Source organism: Micromonospora sp. FIMYZ51 (genome assembly GCF_038246755.1).
Taxonomy (GTDB): Bacteria; Actinomycetota; Actinomycetes; order Mycobacteriales; family Micromonosporaceae; genus Micromonospora.
In genome coordinates this window covers 5098206-5122056 of the sequence record NZ_CP134706.1, presented here as the reverse complement: position 1 = coordinate 5122056, position 23851 = coordinate 5098206, and the positions used below count along the sequence as shown (strand labels likewise).

Below are 23851 nucleotides of genomic sequence, written 5' to 3'. Positions count from 1 at the left end.
GCGATCTTTCCGACGAGTCCGTGACCGGCCGGATGCGCCGGCCCGGCGGGCGCAGCGCAGCCGTCCGGCGCCGCGTGCTCGACGCCGCGCTCGCCCAGCTGGTGCAGCACGGCTACGACTCACTGAGCATCGACGTGGTGGCCGAGCGTTCGGGCGTACACCGCACGACGGTGTACCGGCGCTGGCGGGATGTCGGTGGCCTGCTGGCCGACGTCCTGGCCGAGGCGAGCGTCGATGCGTGGCGCCCGCCCGACACGGGTTCGCTTGAGGGTGACCTGATCGCGATCAACCACGAGGTGCATGCCGCACTGACCGCCGACCCGGTGACCGTCGCGCTGATCGCCGCGTCGTTCCGGTCCGCGCAGGCCGCCGACGCCCTGCGCTCGTTCTGGGCCGGCCGGTACGACCGCTGCGCCGAGATCGTGCGACGCGCCGTCGAACGCCGCGAGATACCGGCCGGCACCGACGCCCGCCGGCTGCTGATCGCCGCAACCGCCCCGCTGTATCACGAGCTGGTACTCATGCGGGAGGCGGGCGACGCGCGCGGTGCCGAACGCGTCGCCCGCAGCGCGGCCACCGCCGCCCGCGCCGGCGCCTTCACCGACCGATAGAACTTCCGTACGGCTGAAGCTCCTGCGGCTGCCGATCGGGCACACGGGCCGGTGACAATGAGCCCGCTCATCTGCTCAGGGCCGCGTCGAGGTCGGCGAGGTGGCGTGCGACGGGGCCGGCGGTGAGCATGCCGCTGCCGGCCCCGGCCAGTTCGTCGGCGGCCGGCGTGAGTTCGAGCCGGGCGCGCTTCATCGCTGTCCGGTCGTCCAGGGCGATTGCCGCTTGTGCCCGAAGGCACCAGATGGCCTCGAAGAGCAGGTCGCGCGGCGGATCCGGGGCCTGACGCAGCGCTGCGGCGGCCTCGGCCGGGCGGTCCCGGCCCAGTAGGACCAGTGGGCGCACCCAGGGCAGGTAGGGGCCGAAATCGGGTTCGTCGTCGAGGCGTACCGGTTCGCCAGCAGACACCCGCAGGCACAGCAGGGCAAGCGGCAGCAGGCCCCGGTCGACGCCGGGCATGCCGGCGGTGGCGAGCCGGTTCGCCGCGTCGCGGTAGGCCGCTTCGGCGGCTTGCGGCGACGGCTCGGTCGCGGCCAGTCGCAGCGCGCGGTACCACGTGGTGAACACGCCGACCAGCGGGCGGTCGTGCCGTTCGGCGAGCCGGTCCGCCGCGCTGGCGTGTTGGTCGGCGGTGGCGAAGTCGGCGAGCGCGCTGCGGGCCTGCAACCGGACGAGATGGCCGAGGATCTCGAACGTTCCCAGGCCGTGCTGGGCGGAGAGGGTGACCAGTTCGGCGCCGATGCGGTCCCGCTCGGGTGCCAGGCCCGCGCGGTGAAAGGTCTGCATGAACACGCCGTTCAGTGCGAAGGCAAGCAGGGCCGGGTCACCCAGACGACGCGCGATCCGCTCCGCCTCCCGGGCCGCCTCGGCTCCGCGCGCCGCGCGCGTACCGCGTGACTCCACCGCGATGGTGGCCAGCAGTCGGGCTCGGGTGGCCTCGGACGAGCCGGGATGTGCGGCGGCCAGGGCCCGCTCGGCCGCCGCCACGATCTGCGCTGCCTGGGCCGGATCATCCGAGCGAGTCCAGATCGCGGGTACGTCGTAGCCGCCGATCACCCGGGCGGTGAGCTCGGGATCACCAAGCTGCTCGGCGGCGGTGATGGCCGCGATCCGCTGCTGCCGCGCCGCCTCAAGTCCGCTCGGCCCGGTCACGGCGAGACTTCGCAGCAGGCCGACCGTCGACTCCAGCCGGGACCCGGAGCCGGCGGCGACCGTGCGGTCGTACGCCGCTGCGGTCTCCGCCCAGACCCGTTCCGGTCCCCTCACCGCGTCAGTGTCGTCGACCCGATCGGCTTGCCGCAGGATGTCGGTCTCCAGGCCACGCAGCCGCGGGCCCGGATCGATGCCCAGCTGTTCCCGCAGCAGACTGCGGGCCCGGCGCAACACCGCGAGCGCATCACCCTGGCGGCCCGCGCGGTACAGGGCCAGCGCCAGCAGCCGCCACGCCTCCTCCCGCCACGGATGTTCGGCCACGTGGGCGTCGAGATCCGGTACCACGTCCGAGGCGCGCCCGACGGTCAGTCGCGCCTCGGCACGCTGCTCGATCGCGTTCAGCCGGAGCTGTTCGAGGCGGGAACGCTCGACCAGCGCCCACGGCTCGTCGTCGAGGCCGGCGTACGCGGGCCCGCGCCACCAGCCCAGGGCGCGGTCGAGTCGTTCGACCGCCGCGTGCGGCGGCGCGGTGGACGCGGCGCTTACCTCGTCCGCGAACCGCCAGGCGTCGACCGCGTCGGACGCCGCCCGGAGCGCATAGCCCGGGCCCTCGGTGACCAGTAACCGAGCCGCCTCGCGCGGTGGGCGCTGTGGTTCCAGGGCGCGCCGCAACGCCGCCACGAACGTGCGGACGCTTGCCACCGCGCCCGGTGCGGGCTCCTGCCACAGGTCGTCGACGAGGCGGTCGACAGGTACGACCCGACCGCGTGCGACGAGCAGTCGCGCCAGTACCGCCCGGTGCTTCGGCCCCTTCAGGTCGAGCGGCGCGCCGGCGCTGTCCCAGGCGACGACCGGCCCGAGCACACCGAAGCTGACCTGCACTGATCGAACCGCCCTTCCGTCTGGGCACAACGTATCGCGCTCATCGTCTGCTCATCCGCGCTCGGCAAGCTGGGATCGTCCACCCGACGAGAAAAGGACAACAATGACTATTGGCATTCCCGGTTTCGACTACCAGCGCGTCGCCGTCGACGGGGACGTGACCCTGAACGTGGCGGTGGGGGGTACGGGCAGCCCGATCGTGCTGTTGCACGGCTTCCCGCAGACCAACGTCATGTGGCGGCACGTCGCCACCGACCTGGCCACCGACCACACCGTGCTCTGTCCCGACCTGCGCGGCTACGGTGCCAGCGACAAGCCCGTCGCCCGCGACGCCGACACCTACGCCAAGCGGACCATGGCCGCCGATGTCGTCACCCTCGCCAGCAAGCTCGGCCACGAGCGCTTCGCCCTGGCCGGACATGACCGCGGCGCCCTCGTCGCCATCCGGGCCGGCCTCGACCATCCGGAGGCGATCACCCACCTCGCCATCCTCGACGTGCTGCCGACGTTGGACATGTGGGACATTCTGCACGGGTCCTCCGCCGCGGTCGCCTTCCACCTGTACCTGATGGCCCAGCCGCCCGGCCTGCCCGAGCAGATGATCAGCGCCAGCGCGGACGCCTTCTTCGGCTACTTCCTCGACGTCTGGGCCCAGCATCCGCAGGCCATTCCGGCGCAGGTGCGGGCGGAGTACCTGCGCGCCTCCCGCGCGGCGGTCCCCTCGATCGTCGCCGACTACCGCGCCTCGGCCGGCATCGACATCGACCACGATCGGGCCGACCGGGCCGCCGGACGCCAGCTGTCGATGCCGGTCACCGTCGTCCAGCAGGACTGGGGTGCCGCGCTTGGCTACGACGCGACCGCGCTGTGGCACAACTGGGCCGCGGATCTGGAGCACCGCACCACGTCGGCCGGGCACTTCATGGCCGAGGAAGCGCCGGACGAGATCAGCACGGTGCTGCGCACCCTGATGGTGCGGTAGCTGCACCATCCGGGCCGCCGCGATGCTGCTGGCGGGGGGTTGGCCGCTAGGCTGCCTGCGTGGCTGACGCCGAGCTGGTGACAAACGAGGAGCGGTTGCGCCGATTCGAGGCGATCACCGACCCGATCTTGTCCAACCTGAACGTCGCCGACCTGTTCGAGGAGCTGCTTGACCGGGTTCGGGACCTGCTCAAGGTCGATACCGCCACCATCCTGCTGCTGGACGGCCACACCGGTGAACTCGTCGCGACGGCCGCCAAGGGCCTGGAGGAGGAGGTGCGGCGCGGATTCCGGATTCGGGTCGGAGTGGGCTTCGCCGGCCGCGTGGCGGCCACCGCCGCGCCCGTGGTGATCTACGACGTCACCCCTGCCGACGTGGTGAATCCGATCCTGCTCGACGCGGGGGTACGTGCCCTGCTGGGTGTGCCCATGCTGGCCAACGGCAATCTGGTCGGCGTGCTGCACGTCGGCTCCCTGAGCCTGCGGCACTTCGGTGCCGACGATGTGCAGCTGTTGCAGCTCGTCGCCGATCGCGCCAGCTCCGCAGGCCAGGTCCGGGCGCAGGTCCTCGCCCGGCAGGCGGCGCTGGCCCTGCAACGCAGCCTGCTGCCCAGCCGGCTACCCGACATCCTCGGACTGGAACTGGCCGCCCGGTACGTGCCCGGTCACGACCTGGGCATCGGCGGTGACTGGTACGACGTGTTCACCCTGCCGTCGGGCTGGCTGGGTGCCGTCATCGGCGACGTCTCCGGTCACGGTTTGCCCTCCGCCGTCGTCATGGGGCGCATCCGCAGTGCGCTACGCGCCTACGCACTCGACTGTCACGATCCGGCGGAGGTGCTCACCTCCCTCGATCGCAAGATCCATCATTTCGAGGCCGGCACCCTCACCACCGCTCTCTACGCCCTCATCGCTCCCGACCGTACGACTGTGCACCTCTCCTGCGCGGGCCACCTACGGCCGCTGCTGGCCGTTCCCGGCCAACCCGCCCGTCTGGTGGATCTCGTCGTGGACCGGCCGTTCGGCGTGGGCCGGCCCCCCGCCGACCGCCACACCACGGTGCTGGACCTGCCGCCGGGCGCGACGCTCGTGTTCTACACCGACGGACTTGTCGAACGCCGTGGCGAACTGATCGACACCGGCATCGAGCGGCTCGCCAACGCCATCCAGTCGGGGCCGACCGAGGCGTTGTGCGACCACATCATGGCCGCCGCGGCCGACGAGCGGCCGACCGACGACGTCGCCCTGCTGGCCATCCGCCGCGCCGATTGAGCCGCTGCGCGCGACCGCCCCGCGCCTGGCGTACCGAGTGCGCTGCCTAGGTTTCCGATCATGGAGATCCTCCGATACGCCGCGTTCACTGCCGATCCAGCCGGCGGCAACCCGGCCGGTGTCGTGCTGGACGCTGGCGGCGTGACGACCTCGACGCGACGCTGCCGCCGCGGGTCGCGTACGCCGGGGCATGGCATCCCATCGTGGCCGCCGCGAGCCGCCAGCGCCTGGCCGACCTGGACTACGACGTGCCGGCGCTGCGCAGCCTGATGGCCGCCCGTGGCTGGACCACAATCGACCTGGTCTACCGCGAGTCGGCGCTGGTGTTCCACGCGCGTAACCCGTTCCCGCCCGGCGGGGTCGTCGAGGACGCCGCGACCGGCGCGGCAGCCGCCGCCTTCGGTGGCTATCTGCGCGAGATGCGTCTGGTGACGCCGCCCGCAACGGTCACCGTGCAGCAGGGCGAGGACATGGGCCGACCGAGCCTGCTCACTGTGGACATCCCCGCCCAACCCGGAACCGGGATCGCGGTGACCGGCACCGCCGTCGCCCTCGCGGAACTGCCCGGGGCCTGACCGCGCGGACCGCTGGCACCGACACCGACCAGGGGCGGCGGCGAGCGGTCAGGAGGGTGCCGGCACGGGGACCGGTTTGGCCCAGCGGGGGGTGCCGGAGAAGTCGACGTGGCAGAAGGCGACAAGCAGGTCCGACGGGTCGGTGAGCGGGGCGGCGCCGGGGCCCATCCGGAACAGCGCCACCAGGCTGCCGCCGGCCGTCGCCGAGGTGCCCACCGCGCCGAGGTTGTCCGGGGTACGCAGCGAGTCGCTCGACTCCGGGCGGGTGACGAGGCCGGCCAGCCAGTCGTACCGCTCGGCGAGTTTCTCGTAGGAGTCGGCCCAGTTGGCCCCGACGCTGCCGTCGGTGTCCCGGCCACCGACCGGCGGCAGCACCCGGGCCGGGGTCAGCCGGTTGTCCAGCAGGATCACCTGGTAGGTGCCCGGCTGGCTCGGCCCGGTCCAGTTCAGCCGCAGCAGCACCGACTGGTTGTCGGGGTCGCCGGTGATCGCGGAGCCGTTTCGCCAGCCGTACGCGGCGGTCAGGTCGGCCACCTGGTCGGCTGCCGGCAGCATGGCCTCGACGGTGACCGTGACCGCGTCGGGGCTGGCGGCGTGCTCGCGTTCACGCTGCCGGGCGTGGTCGATGGTGGCGAGCACAGCGACGGTGGCCGAGACGAGGGCCACCACCCAGCGCAGTCGCGCCCCGTGTCTGCCCATTGCCGGAGAATAGCGCCTGGCGGCACCGCCCGCCGTCAACCAGACGACAGGCGGATGTCCAGGCACGACAGGGCTGGCCGGGCCGCTCGTGGCGGCACTGGCAACGGTCCTGCACACCGCACTAGAGTCGCTGTTTGACCATGCCCGGTCGGTCCCGACCGCGGCGCCACGGCTTGGGGGTTGATGGGGTGGGCGAGGCGCACACGACCGGTCACCACGCAGGTGTTTCCGGCACGGCGGCCGAGACGGACACCACGCTTGTCGTGGTCACCGGCCTGTCGGGCGGTGGCCGCAGCACCGTGGCCCGGGCCCTGGAGAACGTCGGCTTCTACGTGGTGGACAACCTGCCGCAGGCTCTGCTGCTGGACATGGCCGAGCTGGCGGTGAAGGCCGGTGGGGCGGCCCGGCGTACCGCGATGGTGCTTGACGTCCGCTCCCGGGCCTTCTCCACCGACCTGGCGGAGGCGATCCGGGAGCTGAAGGAGCGCGGCTACGCGCCCCGGGTGGTCTTCGTCGACGCCGACGACGAGGTGCTGATCCGCCGCTTCGAGAGCGTCCGACGCTCGCATCCGTTGCAGGGCGACGGACGGCTCGCCGACGGCATCGCGGTCGAACGCGGCCTGCTGGAGGAGGCCCGCGACCAGGCGGACGTGATCATCGACACCAGCCACCTCAACGTCAACCAGTTGCGTCGGCGTATCGAGGAGCTGTTCGGCGCGGAGGACACCCGCCGGCTGCGGCTGACCGTGATCTCCTTCGGCTTCAAGTACGGCCTGCCGCCGGACGCCGACTTCGTGCTCGACGCCCGGTTCCTGCCCAACCCGTACTGGGTGCCGGAGTTGCGCGAGCACACCGGGCGGGAAGAGGCGGTAAGCGCGTACGTGCTGGGCCAGGAGGGTGCGGACGCCTTCCTGGAGTCGTACGCGGACCTGGTCAACGCCACCACCGCCGGCTTCGAGCGGGAGGGCAAGCGGTACCTGACGGTGGCGGTCGGCTGCACCGGCGGCAAGCACCGCAGCGTGGCGATCGCCGAGGAACTGGCCGCCCGACTGCGGCGGACCGGCCTGGCCGCCAACGCCCAGCACCGCGACCTGGGGCGGGAATGACGATCCGGGTGGTGGCCTTCGGTGGCGGCCACGGCCTTTCCGCCTCGCTGCGGGCGCTGCGGCGCTGCGCACCCGAGCTGGACCTGGACATCACCGCGGTGGTGACGGTCGGCGACGACGGTGGTTCCAGCGGGCGGCTGCGCGCCGAGCGCGGCGGACTGCCGCCCGGCGACCTGCGCCAGGCGTTGGTCGCGCTCGCCGGGGATCATCCCGCCACCCGGCGCAGCGCCGGGCTGTTCCAGCACCGCTTCGCCGAGGCGACGAACGCCACCGGCACCCGGGGCGACGGGCTGGCCGGGCACGCGGTCGGCAACCTGGTGCTCTGCGGGCTGATGGAGCTGCTCGGCGACCCGGTGGCCGCCCTGGAACACGCCGGGGCGATGCTCGGCGCGGTCGGGCGGGTGCTGCCGATGTCGCGCCAGCCGGTCGGCATCGAGGCCCGGGTACGCGGGGCGGACCCGGGCCGCCCCGACGAGGTCTGCACCGTACGCGGCCAGCACCAGGTGGCGGTCACCACCGGCCGGGTCGAGTCGCTGCGGCTGACCCCGCAGGCACCGGCGGCCTGCGCGGAGGCGGTCACCGCGATCGGCGCGGCCGACTGGCTGATCTTCGGACCGGGCAGCTGGTACACAAGCGTGCTGCCGCACCTGCTGGTGCCGCAGCTGGCCGCGGCGATCCTGGCCAGCCCGGCCCGCCGGCTGGTCACCCTCAACCTGGCCGCCGAGAAGGAGACCCTCGGTCTCTCCGTCGCCGACCACCTGGCGGCGCTGCGCTGGTACCTGCCGGAGCTGGCGGTCGACTTCGTGCTTGCCGACGCCAAGGCGGTCGGTGACCCCGAACCGGTGGGCCGTGCGGCAGAATCGCTTGGAGCGCGACTGGTACTCGCTCCCGTAGCGGTCCACGACGGCACTCCCCGTCATGATCCGGCTGCCCTGGGCGCCGCCCTGGTGCCCGTCCTGGGTGCCGATCGTTAGACACGTACGTAATCTCCGGCGACACGCCGGAACCGGTCCGTGAGGGGACGCACAATGGCGATGACGGCTGCGGTCAAGGACGAGCTGAGTCGGGTCGACGTGCCCAAGCCCTGCTGTCGGCGGGCGGAGATGGCGGCGCTGCTGCGGTTCGCCGGTGGGCTGCACATCGTCTCCGGCCGGGTGGTGGTCGAGGCGGAGCTGGACACCGGCGCGGTGGCCCGCCGGCTACGCCGGGAGATCGCCGAGGTGTACGGCTACCCGAGCGAGATCCACGTGCTCGCCTCCGGCGGACTGCGCAAGGGCAGCCACTTCATCGTCCGGGTGGTCAAGGACGGTGAGGCCCTGGCCCGGCAGACCGGGCTGCTGGACGTGCGGGGCCGACCGGTGCGTGGCCTGCCACCGCACGTGGTCGCCGCAAACGTCTGCTGCGCGGTCTCCGCCTGGCGGGGCGCGTTCATGGCGCACGGTTCGCTCACCGAACCGGGCCGGTCCAGCGCCCTGGAGATCACCTGCCCCGGCCCGGAGTCGGCCCTCGCGCTTGTCGGCGCGGCGCGCCGGATCGGCATCACCGCGAAGAACCGGGAGGTGCGCGGGGTGGACCGGGTGGTGGTCAAGGACGGCGACGCCATCGCCGCGCTGCTCACCCGGATCGGCGCGCACGCCAGCGTGCTGGCCTGGGAGGAGCGTCGGGTACGCCGCGAGGTGCGGGCCACGGCCAACCGGCTGGCGAACTTCGACGACGCGAACCTGCGCCGGTCGGCGCGGGCCGCGGTGGCCGCCGCCGCCCGGGTCACCCGGGCGCTGGAGATCCTCGCCGACGACGCGCCGCAGCACCTGACCTCGGCCGGCCGGCTGCGCCTGGAGCACCGGCAGGCGTCCCTGGAGGAGTTGGGCGCGCTTGCCGACCCGCCGCTGACCAAGGACGCCATCGCGGGGCGGATCCGCCGGCTGCTGGCGCTTGCCGACAAGCGGGCGAGGGACCTGGGCATCCCGGATACGGAAGCGGCCGTCACGCCCGACATGCTCGTGGTCTGATAGGACGGTGGGTCGTCAGCACGCAGCGGGGAACCACCCGGCGCAGCGCGGTTCGGCGCGCTCGGATATGGTCGCTGCGTACGGCAAGGGGGCCGGCAGCGGCATCTCCGCCGTACCCACCGCCTCACGGCGGTCTGGTCCCACGGACCGTCGGCGGGGTGGCCGAGATGAACCGTCAACGGCCGGCTCAAACGGTCGGCGCACACCACTTCGCCGGCCGAGGGTCTCCACGCCGGCGGACCAGAACGCGAGGAGATGGGACCTGTGACCATCCGGGTTGGCATCAACGGCTTCGGCCGAATCGGCCGTAACTTCTTCCGGGCAGTGCTGGCGTCCGGCGCTGACGTCGAGGTCGTGGCGGTCAACGATCTCACCGACAACGGCACGCTCGCCCACCTTGTCAAGTACGACAGCATCCTGGGCCGCCTCGGTCAGGAGGTCAAGGCCACCGCTGACGAGATCACCGTGGGCGGCAAGAGCATCAAGGCGTTCGCCGAGAAGGACCCGGCGGCGCTGCCCTGGGGCGACGTCGGCGCGGACGTGGTCATCGAGTCGACCGGTTTCTTCACCGACGGCACCAAGGCCAAGGCGCACCTCGACGGCGGGGCCAAGAAGGTCATCATCTCGGCGCCGGCCAAGAACGAGGACGTCACCGTCGTGATGGGCGTCAACGAGGGCAGCTACGACCCGGCCAAGCACAACATCATCTCGAACGCCTCCTGCACCACCAACTGCCTGGCGCCGATGGCGAAGGTGCTGCACGACACGTTCGGCATCGAGCGTGGCCTGATGACCACCATCCACGCGTACACCCAGGACCAGAACCTCCAGGACGCGCCGCACAAGGACCTGCGCCGGGCCCGCGCCGCCGCGCTGAACATCGTGCCGACCTCGACCGGTGCCGCGAAGGCCATCGGCCTGGTGCTGCCGGAGCTCAAGGGCAAGCTCGACGGGTACGCGCTGCGGGTGCCGATCCCCACCGGCTCGGCCACCGACCTCACCGTCACCGTCGGTCGGGAGACCACGGTGGACGAGGTCAACGCGGCGCTGAAGGCCGCTGCGGACGGCCCGCTGCGCGGCATCCTCACCTACAACGAGGACCCGATCGTCTCCGCCGACATCGTCACCGACCCGGCGTCGTGCATCTTCGACGCGCCGCTGACCAAGGTGATCGGCAACCAGGTCAAGGTGGTCGGTTGGTACGACAACGAGTGGGGTTACTCCAACCGCCTCGTCGACCTCGTCAAGCTGGTGGGTAGCTCGCTGTGAGCATCCGTACCCTCGACGACCTGCTCGCCGAGGGGGTGTCGGGTCGGCGCGTGCTGGTGCGCGCCGACCTGAACGTCCCGCTCGACAAGCAGACCGGAGACATCGACGATCATAACTCAGCCTCCGCGCCGCAAGGCGGCGCTCCGGACGGAGTGAGGATCGCGGATGACGGCCGGATCCGGGCGGTGCTGCCGACCCTGGGTGCGCTGACCGAGGCCGGCGCCAAGGTGGTCGTCTGCTCGCACCTGGGCCGGCCGAAGGGTGCGCCGGATCCGCAGTTCAGCCTCGCCCCGGTCGCCGGACGGCTCGGTGAACTGCTCGGCGCGCCGGTGCACTTCGCCACCGACACCGTCGGCGAGTCGGCCCGGTCCACCGTGGCGGGGCTCGCCGACGGCGAGGTCGCGCTGCTGGAGAACCTCCGCTTCAACAAGGGGGAGACCAGCAAGGACGACGCCGAGCGGGGTGCCTTCGCCGACCAGCTCGCGGCGTTCGGCGACGCGTACGTCGACGACGCGTTCGGCGCCGTGCATCGCAAGCACGCAAGCGTGTACGACGTGCCGGCGCGGCTGCCGCACGTGGCCGGTCGCCTGGTGCTGCGCGAGGTGGAGGTGCTCTCCACGCTCACCGGCAACCCCGAGCGGCCGTACGTGGTGGTGCTCGGCGGTTCCAAGGTCTCCGACAAGCTCGCCGTGATCGAGGCGCTGCTGCCGACCGTCGACCGGCTGCTCATCGGCGGCGGCATGTGCTTCACCTTCCTCAAGGCGCAGGGCCACGAGGTGGGCACCTCGCTGCTCGAGAAGGACATGGTCGAGACCTGCCGCAACCTGTTGGAGCGGTCCGAGGGCAAGATCATGCTCCCGGTCGACGTGGTGGCCGCGGACGCCTTCGCGCCGGACGCCGCGCACGACGTGGTGCCCGCCGACGGCATCCCCAGTCACCGGGTCGGGCTCGACATCGGGCCGGAGACGGTGGCCGGTTTCGCCGCCGCGCTGCGGACCGGTACCCGGACCATCTTCTGGAACGGCCCGATGGGCGTGTTCGAGATGGCGGCGTTCGCCAACGGCACCCGGGGCGTCGCCGAGGCGATCGCCGGGTCCGAGGCGTTCAGCGTCGTCGGTGGTGGCGACTCGGCCGCCGCGGTGCGGGCGTTGGGGCTGGACGAGAAGTCGTTCGGCCACATCTCCACCGGCGGTGGCGCCTCCCTGGAATATCTGGAGGGCAAGACCCTCCCCGGCATCGCGGCCCTGGAGAACTGATGGCGAGCGCTCCCCGCCGGCCGCTGATGGCCGGCAACTGGAAGATGAACCTCAACCACCTCGAGGCGAACCTGCTGGTGCAGAAGCTGGCGGCCAGCCTCACCGAGCAGCAGCTGACCGCGGTGGAGACGGTGGTCCTGCCGCCCTTCACCGACCTGCGTACGGTGCAGACCGTGGTCGAGGGCGACAAGCTGCTGATCGGCTACGGCGGGCAGGACCTCTCGCCGCACGCGTCGGGCGCGTACACCGGGGAGATCTCCGGGGCGATGCTGGCGAAGCTGGGCTGCACGTATGTGGTGGTCGGGCACTCCGAGCGGCGGGAGTACCACCGCGAGGACGACGCGCTTGTGGGTGCCAAGGTGCAGGCCGCGCTGGCGAACGGGCTGACCCCGATCCTCTGCGTGGGCGAGGGGCTGGACGTCCGGGAGCAGGGCGGGCACGTGGCGCACTGCGCCAACCAGCTCGACGCGGCGCTCAAGGGGCTGACCGCCGAGCAGGTCACCAAGGTCGTCGTCGCGTACGAGCCGGTCTGGGCGATCGGCACCGGCAAGACGGCCACCCCGGACGACGCCCAGGAGGTCTGCGGCGCGCTGCGCAACCGGCTGGTCGAGACCTTCGACCAGGCCACGGCCGACCAGGTCCGGATCCTCTACGGCGGCTCGGTGAAGTCGTCGAACGTTGCCGCGATCATGAGTCAGCCGGACGTGGACGGCGCCCTGGTGGGCGGCGCCAGCCTGGACGCCGAGGAGTTCGCGAAGATCTGCCGGTTCCCGGAGCACATCTCCGGCTGATCGCTCGCTATCCTTGACTCCGCCCGTCCGTCGGTCGGTGCCGCCGTGCCCGAACTGACCGGGCGAGGATCGTAACGAGAGGACTGACCCCCGCCATGCCGATCTGGTTCGCCTACACGTTGATCGTGTTGCTGGTCACCACGAGCGTCCTGCTCACCCTGCTGATCCTGCTGCACCGCGGCAAGGGTGGTGGGATGTCCAGCATGTTCGGCGGTGGCGTGAGTTCCAGCCTGGCTGGCTCGTCGGTCGCCGAGAAGAACCTGGACCGCTACACCGTTCTGGTGGGCATTGTCTGGTTCGCCTGTATTATCGGGCTCGGCCTCTGGCTCCGCCTCGAAGTGGGCACGGGAGTCTGAGCAGCCCCTCTGGTCGTACAATCTGCGCGCGGTTCGTCACTCGACGGGCCGCGCGCAGTTCGTTTCAGCCGCTGCACCGCGTCGCCCGCCGTCCATCCCCTCGACGGCGGCCCCCTCCCACGACAGGAGTCAGCGCCGTGTCGAACGGTCATGTCATCCGGGGCGCCCGCGTCGGGTCCGCGCCCCCACGCCACCCCGAACGTCACCAGCCGGTCCCGTGCCGGTCGGTCAGCTACTGGTGCCGCAACGGGCACCGCACCGACATCCGGCTGCTCGCCGACGTGGTGGCCCCGTCGGTCTGGGACTGCCCCCGCTGCGGCCAACCGGCCGGGCCGGACGCGCAGGATCCGCCGGGCCGGACCCGGGCCGAGCCGTACAAGACGCATCTCGCGTACGTGAAGGAGCGGCGTACCGACGCCGAGGGGGAGGCGATCCTCGCGGAGGCTCTGGCCGCCCTGCGGCACCGGCGCGGCACCTGCTGAGCCGGCCGCCGCGGCACGCCTATCGATCGGTAGCCGAGGGGGTGCCGGTGACGAACTGCCGGCACCCCCTCGGTCAGCGCAGGTTCAGCAGGTCGGCGCAGTGCCGCAGCGCCTCCACCGCGTGGTCGGGGGCGATGCCGTCCACGACGCAGGCGAGCAGGAGCACCCGGCGGGTGTCCGACCGGACGGCCTGGTGCACGCCGTCGCGGTGGGCGAAGAGCGAGAGCACCCGGGCGTCGTCAGCCAGGATCAATCGCTCCGGCTCCAGTTCCAGTTCCTCTTGGGCGCCGATCGGCTGCAAGCGCTCGCCACCCTGGCTCAGGGCCAGCTTGACCGGACCGCTGAGCCGATCCGCGTCGAACACCCCGAGCGCGACCATCGTCGCCACCGCGGTCACGTTCACCGCGTCCACGGTCGGGTTGATCTTCGGCCAGTTGCCGAGTGGTTTCGTCCGCAGCCCGCGCTCGATGAGTGCCTGGATCGACGGCGGTTGCCGGTCCGGATCCACGCCGATCTGCCGGGAGAAGCGGCGATAGGCGTCGATCGCGGGATGCGACCGGATCTCCGCCTTGCCCACCCCGTGCCACCTGCCGTGCTGCTGCGCCCAGTGCTCCTGGACCACCTCTGCGATGGCCGCACCGCCGCCCACGTCGGCCTCGACACAGAGCACCCGGACATCGGGAAAAGCCGCCGCGACCGGCGGGGTGACCGAGACCTCGGCCACGGGCAGATGTGCTTGCGCGGTCATGGCACCACCTCCAACAGTTGGAGCGAATCGCCGACCTGCAAGCTTAGGTCCTCGGCGGTCACGATGCGCTCGGTGTCGATGAGGATGTTGTAGTGGTTGGGCCAGTGACATTCGTCGAAACCGGCGACCGTGCCGATCCGCTGGCCGTTGCAGACCACCACGTCGCCCCGCTGCACCACGGTGGCCACGGCGAACTCGGCGAACCCGAGGAAGCCGACGGCGTCCACCCGGTCACCGGGCCGGGTCGGCTGGTCCGTGGTGGTCACCAGTTCGTGGATCTCACCCTGCCGGACGCACCGGGACAGCCACGGTGACATGGTCATGCCGCGTTCGTCGCGGCGGTGGAACATCAGCTTCACGAACCGGGCCACGGTCGGCTGTTTCGACTGCATGCGCAGCCGGGGTTCCTTGCGCCGGGCGACCGCGTACGCCTGCTCGACGAGCGCCACGATCTCCGGGCCGGCATCGGTGTACGCCTGCCCGAGCGATACCGCGTGCCGGAAGTCGGCCATGATCGCGGCGTACTCGTGGTCGAGCGAGCTCTTGAACCCCGGAAATCCGGCAAGCATGTCGGCCGAGCGGACCGAACCGTCCTTTCCGTACACGGTGATGTCCTTGACCTCGCCCGAGGGCAGGGCCCAGTCCAGTTCGATGGTGACCCGCACCCCGTCCACGGAACGCAACTGGAGTTCGGCGCAGAACTCCACGCCACGCCGGACATCCCCGATGGTGGCGTCGAGCAGTTCCAGATCGCCGACTATCGTCCGCACCGCGTCGAGCGCGTTCGGGCCGTTGTCGATGATGCAGCCACCGCCGCCCAGATCCTGGTCGAGATACCACGCCTCCGAACCGGTGTGCTCCTCGATGCGTTCGGAGTAGCGGCACACCAGACGCTCGATGGTCGCCGGATCGCCCACGCTGTCCCGCAACGCGGCCACGTTGCGGTTGTAGCGCCGATGAAAGGCGGTGAACAGCGTACGGCCGGATGTGCGCGCCAACGCCACCAGCTTGCGGGCGTCGGCCAGGTGCACCGTCATCGGCTTCTCGCAGCACACGTGCACGCCGGCCCGGAGCGCGTCGGCGGCCACCTGCGCGTGCACCGCGTTCGGCAGGGTGAGCACGACCGCGTCGACCAGGCCCGAGGCGAGCAGTTCCCGATGGTCGGTGTAGGTCGCCACGCCACGGGCCGGGTCGGTCCAGTCCGCGAGCTTCGCCGGGTTGCGGTCGGCGACGGCGGTCAGGGTGAGCTGTTCGTCGTCCTCGATCGCCCGGAGGAAGTACGGGGCGATCACGCCGAGGCCGACGACGCCGATCCTCATGACTGTCCCGTCCCGACGAGCGCGGTGAGCGCGGCCGGGACCGGCACGTCGAGCTCGGCACCCAGCTTCACCAACTGGCCGGCGACGTGGTCCGGCAGCCGGATCCCCTCGGCGTGGGACACCTCGGCGCGCTCGGCCTCGGGGGCACCCGGATACGTGACCCGCGCTCCGGCCGCGGCGGGCGAGGCCGACACCGTGTCCAACAGCGCCCGGGTCTCGATCGGGAAGCTTTCCGCGACGCCGAACGCGGCGGGATCGATCACCAGGGCCAACTGGCCGATGTTCACGTCCTCGGCCGGTTCGGTCTCGGTCAACGCCTGCGGCCGGGGTCCGTACGCCGCGCCGGCGAGCGGCCCGCACAACAGGTCGACGAGCAACGCCAGACCGTATCCCTTTGCGCCGCCGGTCTGCGCCGCCCCGCCCAGCCAGGCCACGTCGGCCTGCCCGGCGAAGTAGGCGTCGGGGTCGGTAGTGGTCGAACCGTCGGGGCAGACCAGCCAGCCCTCGGGAACCGGCCGTCCTTCCCGCTGGGCCGCCCGGATCTTGCCGGTGGCCACGGCGGTGGCGCTCATGTCCAGCACGAACGGTGCACCGTGCGACACCGGCACCGCCGCGCTCAGCGGGTTGGTGCCGAGCAGCCGCTTGACGCCGCCCAACGGTGGCACGACACCCTGTGCGCCACAGTTGGACATGACGATCCCGACCAGACCGTTGGCGGCGACCCGGCTGGCGTAGTAGCCGGCGCTGCCGAAGTGGCTGCTGTTGCGTACCGTCACCATGCCGATGCCCAGCTCGCGCGCCTTGACCGCGGCCAGGTCGACGGCGGCCACCATGGTGACGGCGCCCAGGCCGTTGTCACCGTCGATGACGGCGGTGGTCGCGGTCTCGACCACGACCTTGGGTTGCGCGTTCGGCCGGATGCTCCCGGCGCGCAGCCGAGGAGCGTAGATCCCGGCCAGCGCGTTGGTGCCGTGGGTGGTGAAACCGTGTATGTCGGCGTAGCAGATCACCTCGGTCGCTGTCGTCGCCGCCGGCTCGTCGAGCCCGCACCGCAGCAACACCGTCCGGACGAAGGCGGCGAGCTGGCTGTGCTCGACCGTCACGCTGTTTACCATGTCTCTCCCGTTACTGTCGGCACGTGGGCGCCGAAACGCACCACGAGGTCGCGGATCTTTCTCGCGTAGGTCGCCAGCTCGCTGACCCGTACCCACTCGGCTGCGGTGTGCGCGCCGTTCTCGTCGAGCCGGCCCGGTCCGCACACCGCGACGTACCGGCCGGGCCCGCCGGCCCAGATGGCGTCACAGGTGAAGGCGCTGCCGTCGGCCAGACCGTCGTGCCGGGGAAATCCCGCCGCGGCGAGCACCTCCTCCAGCTCCGGGTCGCGGTTGTCGAGCACCGGCAGCCCGCGCTTGAGCCAGTCCAACCGCACCACCCGGTCCCAGTCGTCGACCAGCCGGGCGGTGAACGGGTTGCCGAGGTGCGCCTTGGCGAAGACGTCGCGGGCCTCGTCCACCGCCCGCTGCACCTCGTGGGCAAGCCTCTCGGCACTGGCCTGGTCCCGATAGGCGATGTTGAGCAGCAACTCGCCCTCGCCGTACACCCGGTTGTGGGCGGTCCCGGTGTGCAGGCCGGCGACGCAGAGCTTGGCGCCGAGGGCGGCGGCCCGGGGGCCGACGGCGCGGACCAGATGGTCCGCGAGGAAACCCAGCGCCACGGTGGCGTTGTGCCCGTCGCCGGGATGGTCGTCAGTGCTGCCCTCGCCGGCCACCCGGAGTCGGGGGGTCATCGCCGCCGTGCAGGCGTCCAGCACCCGGCCGCCGGTGGGCTCGGCGAAGATCATCAGTCGGCCGGTGTAGCCCTGCCGCACCAGCCAGCGGGTGCCGAACACGCCCATCGCGCCGCCTTCCTCACCCGGCACGCTGGTCAGCAGGACCTCGATGCGTCGGGCCAGCCAGGGGTGCTCCGCGAAAGCGGCGGCGACGCCGACCGCGGCGGCCACCCCGGGTCCCTTGTCATCGACGGCGCCCCGGCCGTGCAGGATGTCGCCGTCGAGATGCGGTTCGAGGTGCGGGCCGACGGTGTCGACGTGAAAGTTGATGACCAGTCGCCGCTGGGCTGGCGCGTGCTCGCCCATGGCCACCACCAGCGAGGGCTGGGCGTCCAGGAAGGCGTGCGGGTCGGCCGCAAGCGCCCGTCGTACCTGCATCGGGACGTCCTCGGCCGTCATCTCGGCCGCCGTCGGGCCGGCGTAACAGCGCAGCTGGAAGCCGCGCTCCCGGGCACCCGCGAGGAACACCTCCTGCGCCGCCCGGGTGGCGGCGATCCGGCCGCCCTCCAACGGCGACACGGAGTCCACCGCCATGAACTCCAGCAACCAGTCCAGGTCGGCCCGGCTCCAGCCGGGGGTCACGGCCGTACCGCCGCTTCGACGATCGGGCGGAACCGCGTCGCGTAGCTGCGGTAGCTCTGTGCCAACTGCCCCGCATCACCCGACACCTGAAGGTGCGGGATGTGCGCCACGTGCGGCTCCAGGCTGTACCAGCCCCGGTAACCCGCCGCCTCCAACCGGCGGATGCAGGCGGCCAGGTCCAGTTCGCCGGAGTCGGGCAGGGTGAACCGGGCCTGCCCGTCCGGGTCGCGGTGGCCGTTCTTGATGTGTACGTGCTCGACGAAGGGCAGTACCTCGGCGAGGAACTCCTCGGCCTGGTAGCCGTAGGCCAGGCCGTTGCCCACGTCGAAGATCAGCCTGAGGTGCGGGCTGTCGACATGGTCGAGCAGGCGCAGCGTGTTGGCGGCGGAGGCCCCCGCCCAGCCCTGGCAGTTCTCGTGCAGCAGCACGACGTCGAGCCGGCGTGCCTCGTCGGTAAGCAGCCGCATGCGCCGCAGCGACTCGGCGGCCCACGCCTCGTCCGGCCGGCCGTCGGTGGGGTACGACATCACCCGCAACCACCGGCAGTTCAATGCGTGCGCGACGGCTGCGGTGCGGTCGAGCACCGACAGTTCGGTGTCGAGATCGGTGCCGACGCTTGTGGACCAGTTGCCGATCGGCGTGTCCAGCACCGGTACCCGCAGCCCGGAGGCCGCGACCTGCCGGCACAGGTCGTCGACCTCGCCGGTACGCAGTTCGTGCAGCCCGCGACCGTCGATGGTGCGCAACTCCACACCGGACAGGCCCAGGTCGCGGTGTAGCTCAAGCTGCCCGACGAGATCCGGAGCGGCCTCGTCACCGATCCCGCAGACCCGGCTGGCCCAGACTCCCACCGCCGTCATGCGCCCTGCCGGTAGAAGCGGGCGATCTCCTCGACGACCCGCTCGACGGTACCGTCGGGCAGCTCCGGGTGAAGCGGGAGCGCCAGGCACTCGCGGGACAGCCGTTCGGCGACCGGAAAATCGCCCGGCCCGTGGCCGAGCTGGCGGAACGCGGGTTGCAGATGCAGCGGCCGGGGATAGTAGACCTTCGTCTCGATACCCCGCCCGGCCAGGTAGGCGCGCAGGTCGTCCCGAAGTGGTGCGCGTACGACGTAGGTGTAGACCGCCTGCTCGGCGAGGTCCCCGGGCGGCGTCAGCACGGCCGGGGCCGCCTCGCGCAGCAACTCGCCGTACTGCCGGGCCAGCCGGCGGCGGTCGGCGAGGAACTGGTCGAGGTGCGGCAGCCGGCGGAGCAGGAACCCCGCCGTGACCTCGTCCATCCGGCTGTTGAAGCCGACCAGGTGGTGCAGGAAGCGGACCTTCAGATCCTGGCCGTGGTTGCGCAGCATCCGGCAGGTGACGGCCAGCTCCGGATCATCCGTGACGATCATGCCGGCATCCCCGATCCCGCCCAGCGGCTTGCCGGGGAAGAACGAGTACACCCCGGCATCGCCGTAGCGGCCGGCGGGCCGGCCCGCGACCCGACCACCGAGCGCGACGGCGCTGTCCTCGATCAGGCGCATCGAATGGCGGTCGGCCAGCGCCCGCAGCGCCGGCATGTCGGGACTGCTCGCGAAGAGGTACGCCGGCACGATCGCTCGGCTCGCGGCGGTCCGGACGGCCTCGACCGCCGCCACGGTAAGCATCGCCGTGTCGTAGTCGACGTCGGCGAAGACCGGGCGGGCACCGCGCAGGGCTATCGTGCTGGCCGAGGAGATGAACGAGAAGGCGGGGGTCACCACGTCGTCGCCGGGCCCGATCTCCAGCGCCGACAGGATCACCGTCAACGCGCCGGTGCCGCTGGCCACGGCGATGGCCTCGGCGGCACCGGTCCGCTGCGCCACCGCCGCCTCGAAGGCGGCGACCCGGGACTTGAGGATGAACTCGTCCGACTCGGCGACATCCTGGACCGCTGCCAGGATGTCCTCCGTCCAGCCGGCGTAGCGGTTGGCGAAGTCGAAGTAGGGGACTGCCATGGTCACGGTCGCTCCTGATAGAACTCGTGGATCAGGTCGCAGACCCGATCGACCTGCTCGTCGGTCAGGTCGGGGAACATCGGCAGTCCGACCGCCCGCTGGCTGGCCGCCTTCGCGACCGGTACCGGCTGGTCGACCCCGGCCCGGGCGGCCAGGCAGGGCTGCTCGGTGAGCGGCCGGGGGTAGTAGACCTCGGTGCCCACCCCGTGCGCGGTCAGGTACGCGACCAGCTCGTCACGCCGCTCGCACTCGATCAGATAGACGTAGTAGACGAGGTTGCTCTGCCGGCGGGCCGGGGCCAGCCACGGCGTACGGACCTGCGGCGCGAGGTCGCCCAGCCGCTGGTCGTAGCGTGCCGCCAGGTCGGCCCGGCGGGCGATCTCCGCGTCCAGCCTCTCCAGCCGCCAGAGCAGGAAGGCGGACTGCACCTCGTCACAGCGGCTGTTGTAGCCGAGTTCGAGGTACTCGTAGGATCCGTCGCTCGGCTGGCCGTGGCAGCGCAGCCGGCGTGCCGTCCGGGCGAGTTCGTCGTCATCGGTGAGCAGCATCCCGGCGTCGCCGAGCGCGCCGAGCGTCTTGGTGGGGAAGAACGAGAGCACGCCGGCCCGGCCCCAGCGGCCGGCGTGCCGGCCGTCGATGTGCATCCCGATGCCCTCGGCGCTGTCCTCCAGCAGTTGCAGCTTGTGCTCGTCCGCGATCTCGCCGAGCGCCACCATGTCCGCCATCTGGGTGAACAGGTGCACCGGCAGGATGGCCCGGGTGCGGTCCGTGACGGCGGCGCGGACCCGCTCGGGGTCCAGCGCGTAGGAGCCGGGTTGGATGTCCACAAGCACCGGCTTGGCGCCGACGTGCAGCACCGAGGAGGCGCTGGCGAAGAAGGTGTACGCGGGGACGATCACCTCGTCACCCGGCCCGATGCCGGCCGCCCGCAGCATGATGATCAGTGCGTCCGTACCGTTGTTCACCGCGACCGCGTGCGCAGCGCCGGTACGTGCCGAGATGGCCCGTTCCAGTTCGCTGCCCACCGGCCCGAAGGTGAACCGTCCGGTGGCGGTGACCGTACGCAGCCGGGCGGCGAGGCCGGCCCAGTCCCGCCGGACCGATGCCGCGCCGCTGTAGAACGGCACTCCGGTCGTGGCCGTCGTCGCCGGAGCACTCATCGGCACGCCTCCTTCAACTCACTGATCAGGGCCGTCGCCGCGGCGATCCGCTGCGGTGGGGTGTCGGCCGCCGCGATCCGCTGGAGCAGCGCACTGCCGACGATGACGCCGTCGACCTTGCCCCGGAGCGCGGCGACGTGCTCCGGTCGGGAGATGCCGAAGCCCACCGCGACGGGCGTGGTCGCCACGGCTCGCACGCGGGCGAGGTAGGCGTCGAGTCCGTCGGCGAGCCGGTCCCGGACACCGGTCACCCCGTTGTCGGCCAGGCAGTACAGGAATCCGCGGGACGCCTCGGCGGTGCGGCGCAGCCGCTCGGGACTGCTGCCCGGGGCGGCGAAGAAGACCTGGCCCAGGTGCTGCCGTTCCGCCTCGACAAGCCAGTCGCTGCTCTCGGCGGCGGGCAGGTCCGGCACGATGAAGCCGTCGGCACCGGCCGACGCGGCGTCGGCGAAGAGCTTCGGCAGGCCGTACCGGAGGAAGGGGTTGCAGTAACCCATCAGCATGATCGGCACGTCGTTGCCGGTGGCCCGCACCTTGGCGACGAGATCGAGGGTGGCCGCCACCGTCGCACCGCCGCGTAGCGCGTGCTGGGTGGTGGCCTGGATGACCGGACCGTCGCCGAGCGGGTCGGAGAACGGTGCGCCCAACTCGATGATGTCCGCGCCGGCCGCGCAGACTGCTTCGACGAGGTCGACGGTCTCGTCCAGGCTCGGGTAGCCGGCGGTCAGGTAGGCCACCAGCGCGGTCTCGTGCTGGCTGTCGGCGAACGCGCGGGCGAGTCGCTTCATCGGTCCGCCTTCTGTTCGCGTAGCGCGGCCAGCGCGCTGACCAGGTCCTTGTCGCCGCGTCCGGAGAGGTTCACCAGGATGTTGCTGCCCGGCGGCAACTCCTCGGCCAGTTCGAGCGCGCCCGCCACCGCATGTGCGGACTCCAGCGCCGGGATGATCCCCTCCGCGCGGCTGAGCAGCTCGAAGGCGGCGAGTGCCTGCACGTCGCTTGCGGTTCGGTACTCGACCCGCCCGGTGTCGCGCAAGTGGCTGTGCTCCGGCCCGACGCCGGGATAGTCCAGGCCCGGCGCCACGCTGTGGGTGAGCAGGATCTGCCCGTCGTCGTCCTGGAGGAGGTAGGTGCGGGTACCTTGCAGGACGCCGGGTTCGCCGTAGAGCAGCGGCGCGGCGTGCCGACCGTGTGGGCCCAACCCCTCGCCGGCCGCCTGTACGCCGACCAGGCGTACCGGGTCGTCGAGGAACGCGCTGAACATGCCTACCGAGTTGCTGCCGCCGCCGACGCAGGCCACCACCGCGTCGGGCAGGGCGCCCACGGCGTCCTGGAACTGCTGCCGCGCTTCCCGACCGATCACGGACTGGAAGCCGCGGACGATCGTGGGGAAGGGGTGCGGCCCGACCACCGAGCCGAGCAGGTAGTGGGTGGAGTCGGGGTGGGCGATCCAGTCGCGGATCGCCTCGTTGATGGCGTCCTTGAGCGTGGCCGTGCCGTTGTCGACCAGACGTACCTCGGCCCCGAGCAGCTCCATCCGCTGCACGTTCGGTGCCTGCCGCTCGGCGTCCACCCGTCCCATGTAGATGGTCGCGTCGAGCTGGAGATGCGCGCAGGCCGCCGCGACGGCGACCCCGTGCTGTCCCGCACCGGTCTCGGCGATGATGCGTTGCTTGCCGATGCGCCGGGCCAGCAGGGCCTGCCCGACCGCATTGTTGATCTTGTGTGCGCCGGTGTGGGTCAGGTCCTCCCGCTTGAGCCAGAGCGCGCGGCCGTTCACCTGGCCGCCCAGCCGGCGAAGTCTGGTCAGCGGCGTGGGTCGGCCGACGAACCTGGCCAACAGGTCGTCCAGCTCACCGAGGAACTCCTCACTGGCCTGTGCCTTCTGGTACGCCGCCTCCAGTTCCTCAAGCGGAGCCACCAACGTCTCCGCGACGAACTGGCCGCCGTACCCGCCGAACCATCCGCTCATCGCACGGCCTGCGCAATCGGCACACCGCGCAGCGAACGGAGCTTCTCCGCCGGGTCGTTGCTGGTCAGCAGGCTCTCGCCGATCAAGGCGGCGGAGAAACCCTGCGCGGCGATGCGGGCGATGTCGGCTGCCGTGTTCAGCCCGCTCTCGCTCACCGTCAGCACGGCGGGCGGGATCAGCCGGTGCAGCCGCACCGAGTTGTCCAGGTCAACCTCGAACGTGCGCAGGTCGCGGTTGTTCACGCCGATGATCTGGGCGCCGGCCCGGACGGCCCGCTCCACCTCTTCCTCGGTGAACGTCTCGACAAGCGCGTCGAGCCCGAGATCGCCGGCCGCCGCGAGGAGATCCGCGAGCCGGGCGTCGTCGACCGCACGGACGATGACCAGCACGGCGTCCGCACCGCAGTCGTACGCGAGTTGCACCTGGCGTACGTCGACCAGGAAGTCCTTGAACAGCACCGGGACGGTGACCTCGGGGTCGTTGGCGACCTCGGCGACCAGGTCGGGCGAGCCGCCGAAGTAGGGGGTGTCGGCCAGGACCGACACCGCGGCAGCTCCGGCCGCGGCGTACGTGCGCGCCAGCGGCACCGCCTCGGTACGCGGCAGCAGGTCTCCCTTGGACGGCGACTTCGGCTTGACCTCGGCGATGATGCCCACCTCGCTGCCGCCCAGGGCGGCGGCGAACGCGCCCGGACGGGCTGGCGTGGCGCGCCCACCGGCCCGCGATCCGGCCGGCGGGCGGGTGCCCGACCAGGCCGATCGCTTCGCCGCGACTATCTCGTCGAGATGCATCCGGAACTCCTTGCTGGGTAGTGGTGACCGCGCCGTCGCG

At 71.8% G+C, this 23851-nt stretch carries 23 protein-coding genes and 1 pseudogene; 12 read left to right on the top strand and 12 right to left on the bottom strand.

Going from position 1 to position 23851, the window contains the following annotated elements; genetic code table 11:
- The first annotated feature begins 74 nt into the window (after positions 1-74).
- Positions 75-611, top strand: a complete 537-nt coding sequence (locus QQG74_RS22845; protein ID WP_341721325.1) for a TetR/AcrR family transcriptional regulator — start codon at positions 75-77, stop codon at positions 609-611.
- A 67-nt stretch (positions 612-678) separates the two neighbouring features.
- On the opposite strand, the gene QQG74_RS22840 is transcribed toward QQG74_RS22845, so the two are convergent.
- Positions 679-2643: a BTAD domain-containing putative transcriptional regulator gene (locus QQG74_RS22840; protein WP_341716797.1), complete on the bottom strand. Its 1965-nt coding sequence runs from the start codon at positions 2641-2643 to the stop codon at positions 679-681.
- A gap of 103 nt (positions 2644-2746) precedes the next feature.
- Between QQG74_RS22840 and QQG74_RS22835 the strand changes: the two genes are divergently transcribed.
- The 3 genes and pseudogenes from QQG74_RS22835 to QQG74_RS22825 all read left to right on the top strand — a co-directional run.
- Positions 2747-3625, top strand: coding sequence for an alpha/beta hydrolase (locus QQG74_RS22835; RefSeq protein WP_341716796.1), 879 nt, complete (start codon positions 2747-2749; stop codon positions 3623-3625).
- 59 nt (positions 3626-3684) lie between these two features.
- Entirely contained in the window at positions 3685-4896 is a 1212-nt protein-coding gene (locus tag QQG74_RS22830; RefSeq protein WP_341716795.1) for a GAF domain-containing SpoIIE family protein phosphatase, read from the top strand.
- Between the two features lie 125 nt (positions 4897-5021).
- Positions 5022-5471 (top strand): annotated as a pseudogene (locus QQG74_RS22825) (PhzF family phenazine biosynthesis protein); the annotation flags it as partial.
- Positions 5472-5519: 48 nt separating this feature from the next.
- On the opposite strand, the gene QQG74_RS22820 reads toward QQG74_RS22825, so the two are convergent.
- Positions 5520-6170, bottom strand: a complete 651-nt coding sequence (locus tag QQG74_RS22820) for a hypothetical protein (protein WP_341716794.1) — start codon at positions 6168-6170, stop codon at positions 5520-5522.
- A gap of 188 nt (positions 6171-6358) precedes the next feature.
- Here QQG74_RS22820 and rapZ point away from each other — a divergent pair, with 188 nt between their 5' ends.
- The 8 genes from rapZ to QQG74_RS22780 all read left to right on the top strand — a co-directional run bounded on the left by rapZ (position 6359) and on the right by QQG74_RS22780 (position 13439).
- Positions 6359-7276 (top strand): RNase adapter RapZ, encoded by a 918-nt coding sequence (gene rapZ, locus QQG74_RS22815; protein ID WP_341716793.1) that lies wholly within the window; start codon positions 6359-6361, stop codon positions 7274-7276.
- A complete protein-coding gene (gene yvcK / locus QQG74_RS22810; RefSeq protein ID WP_341716792.1) occupies positions 7273-8250 on the top strand; it encodes a uridine diphosphate-N-acetylglucosamine-binding protein YvcK in 978 nt (325 codons plus the stop codon). Before rapZ ends, yvcK begins: the two co-directional genes overlap by 4 nt.
- A 54-nt stretch (positions 8251-8304) precedes the next feature.
- A complete protein-coding gene (gene whiA / locus QQG74_RS22805) occupies positions 8305-9285 on the top strand; it encodes a DNA-binding protein WhiA (RefSeq protein ID WP_341716791.1) in 981 nt (326 codons plus the stop codon).
- 264 nt (positions 9286-9549) lie between these two features.
- Positions 9550-10554 (top strand): type I glyceraldehyde-3-phosphate dehydrogenase, encoded by a 1005-nt coding sequence (gene gap, locus QQG74_RS22800; RefSeq protein WP_341716790.1) that lies wholly within the window; start codon positions 9550-9552, stop codon positions 10552-10554.
- On the top strand, positions 10551-11810 hold the full coding sequence (locus QQG74_RS22795; RefSeq protein WP_341716789.1) for a phosphoglycerate kinase: 1260 nt from the start codon (positions 10551-10553) through the stop codon (positions 11808-11810). Before gap ends, QQG74_RS22795 begins: the two co-directional genes overlap by 4 nt.
- Entirely contained in the window at positions 11810-12601 is a 792-nt protein-coding gene (gene tpiA, locus QQG74_RS22790) for a triose-phosphate isomerase (RefSeq protein ID WP_341716788.1), read from the top strand. The genes QQG74_RS22795 and tpiA overlap by 1 nt, the downstream gene beginning before the upstream one ends.
- A 95-nt stretch (positions 12602-12696) precedes the next feature.
- Positions 12697-12957 carry a preprotein translocase subunit SecG gene (secG, locus tag QQG74_RS22785; protein ID WP_341716787.1) on the top strand — a complete coding sequence of 87 codons (261 nt, stop codon included), beginning with the start codon at positions 12697-12699 and terminating at the stop codon, positions 12955-12957.
- A 137-nt stretch (positions 12958-13094) separates the two neighbouring features.
- The gene (locus tag QQG74_RS22780; protein ID WP_341716786.1) at positions 13095-13439 is read left to right on the top strand and encodes an RNA polymerase-binding protein RbpA; all 345 of its coding nucleotides are present in this window, start codon (positions 13095-13097) and stop codon (positions 13437-13439) included.
- Positions 13440-13512: 73 nt separating this feature from the next.
- Here QQG74_RS22780 and QQG74_RS22775 read toward each other — a convergent pair whose 3' ends face one another.
- Genes QQG74_RS22775 through QQG74_RS22730 form a run of 10 tightly spaced genes read right to left on the bottom strand, consistent with a single transcriptional unit; the run spans position 13513 to position 23811 of the window.
- Positions 13513-14187: a phenylalanine--tRNA ligase beta subunit-related protein gene (locus QQG74_RS22775; protein ID WP_341716785.1), complete on the bottom strand. Its 675-nt coding sequence runs from the start codon at positions 14185-14187 to the stop codon at positions 13513-13515.
- On the bottom strand, positions 14184-15506 hold the full coding sequence (locus QQG74_RS22770; protein WP_341716784.1) for a Gfo/Idh/MocA family oxidoreductase: 1323 nt from the start codon (positions 15504-15506) through the stop codon (positions 14184-14186). The genes QQG74_RS22775 and QQG74_RS22770 overlap by 4 nt, the downstream gene beginning before the upstream one ends.
- Positions 15503-16609, bottom strand: a complete 1107-nt coding sequence (locus QQG74_RS22765; protein WP_341716783.1) for an Ldh family oxidoreductase — start codon at positions 16607-16609, stop codon at positions 15503-15505. The genes QQG74_RS22770 and QQG74_RS22765 overlap by 4 nt, the downstream gene beginning before the upstream one ends.
- 5 nt (positions 16610-16614) lie before the next feature.
- Positions 16615-17916: a M20/M25/M40 family metallo-hydrolase gene (locus QQG74_RS22760; RefSeq protein ID WP_341716782.1), complete on the bottom strand. Its 1302-nt coding sequence runs from the start codon at positions 17914-17916 to the stop codon at positions 16615-16617.
- On the bottom strand, positions 17913-18776 hold the full coding sequence (locus tag QQG74_RS22755; RefSeq protein WP_341716781.1) for a sugar phosphate isomerase/epimerase family protein: 864 nt from the start codon (positions 18774-18776) through the stop codon (positions 17913-17915). The genes QQG74_RS22760 and QQG74_RS22755 overlap by 4 nt, the downstream gene beginning before the upstream one ends.
- Entirely contained in the window at positions 18773-19891 is a 1119-nt protein-coding gene (locus tag QQG74_RS22750; RefSeq protein WP_341721324.1) for a DegT/DnrJ/EryC1/StrS family aminotransferase, read from the bottom strand. The genes QQG74_RS22755 and QQG74_RS22750 overlap by 4 nt, the downstream gene beginning before the upstream one ends.
- Before the next feature lie 2 nt (positions 19892-19893).
- Positions 19894-21051 (bottom strand): DegT/DnrJ/EryC1/StrS family aminotransferase, encoded by a 1158-nt coding sequence (locus QQG74_RS22745; RefSeq protein WP_341716780.1) that lies wholly within the window; start codon positions 21049-21051, stop codon positions 19894-19896.
- Complete coding sequence (trpA, locus tag QQG74_RS22740) at positions 21048-21839, bottom strand: tryptophan synthase subunit alpha (protein WP_341716779.1); 792 nt, start codon at positions 21837-21839, stop codon at positions 21048-21050. Before trpA ends, QQG74_RS22745 begins: the two co-directional genes overlap by 4 nt.
- The gene (gene trpB, locus QQG74_RS22735; protein WP_341716778.1) at positions 21836-23020 is read right to left on the bottom strand and encodes a tryptophan synthase subunit beta; all 1185 of its coding nucleotides are present in this window, start codon (positions 23018-23020) and stop codon (positions 21836-21838) included. Before trpB ends, trpA begins: the two co-directional genes overlap by 4 nt.
- Positions 23017-23811 carry an indole-3-glycerol phosphate synthase TrpC gene (locus QQG74_RS22730; RefSeq protein WP_341716777.1) on the bottom strand — a complete coding sequence of 265 codons (795 nt, stop codon included), beginning with the start codon at positions 23809-23811 and terminating at the stop codon, positions 23017-23019. Before QQG74_RS22730 ends, trpB begins: the two co-directional genes overlap by 4 nt.
- Positions 23812-23851 lie beyond the last annotated feature (40 nt).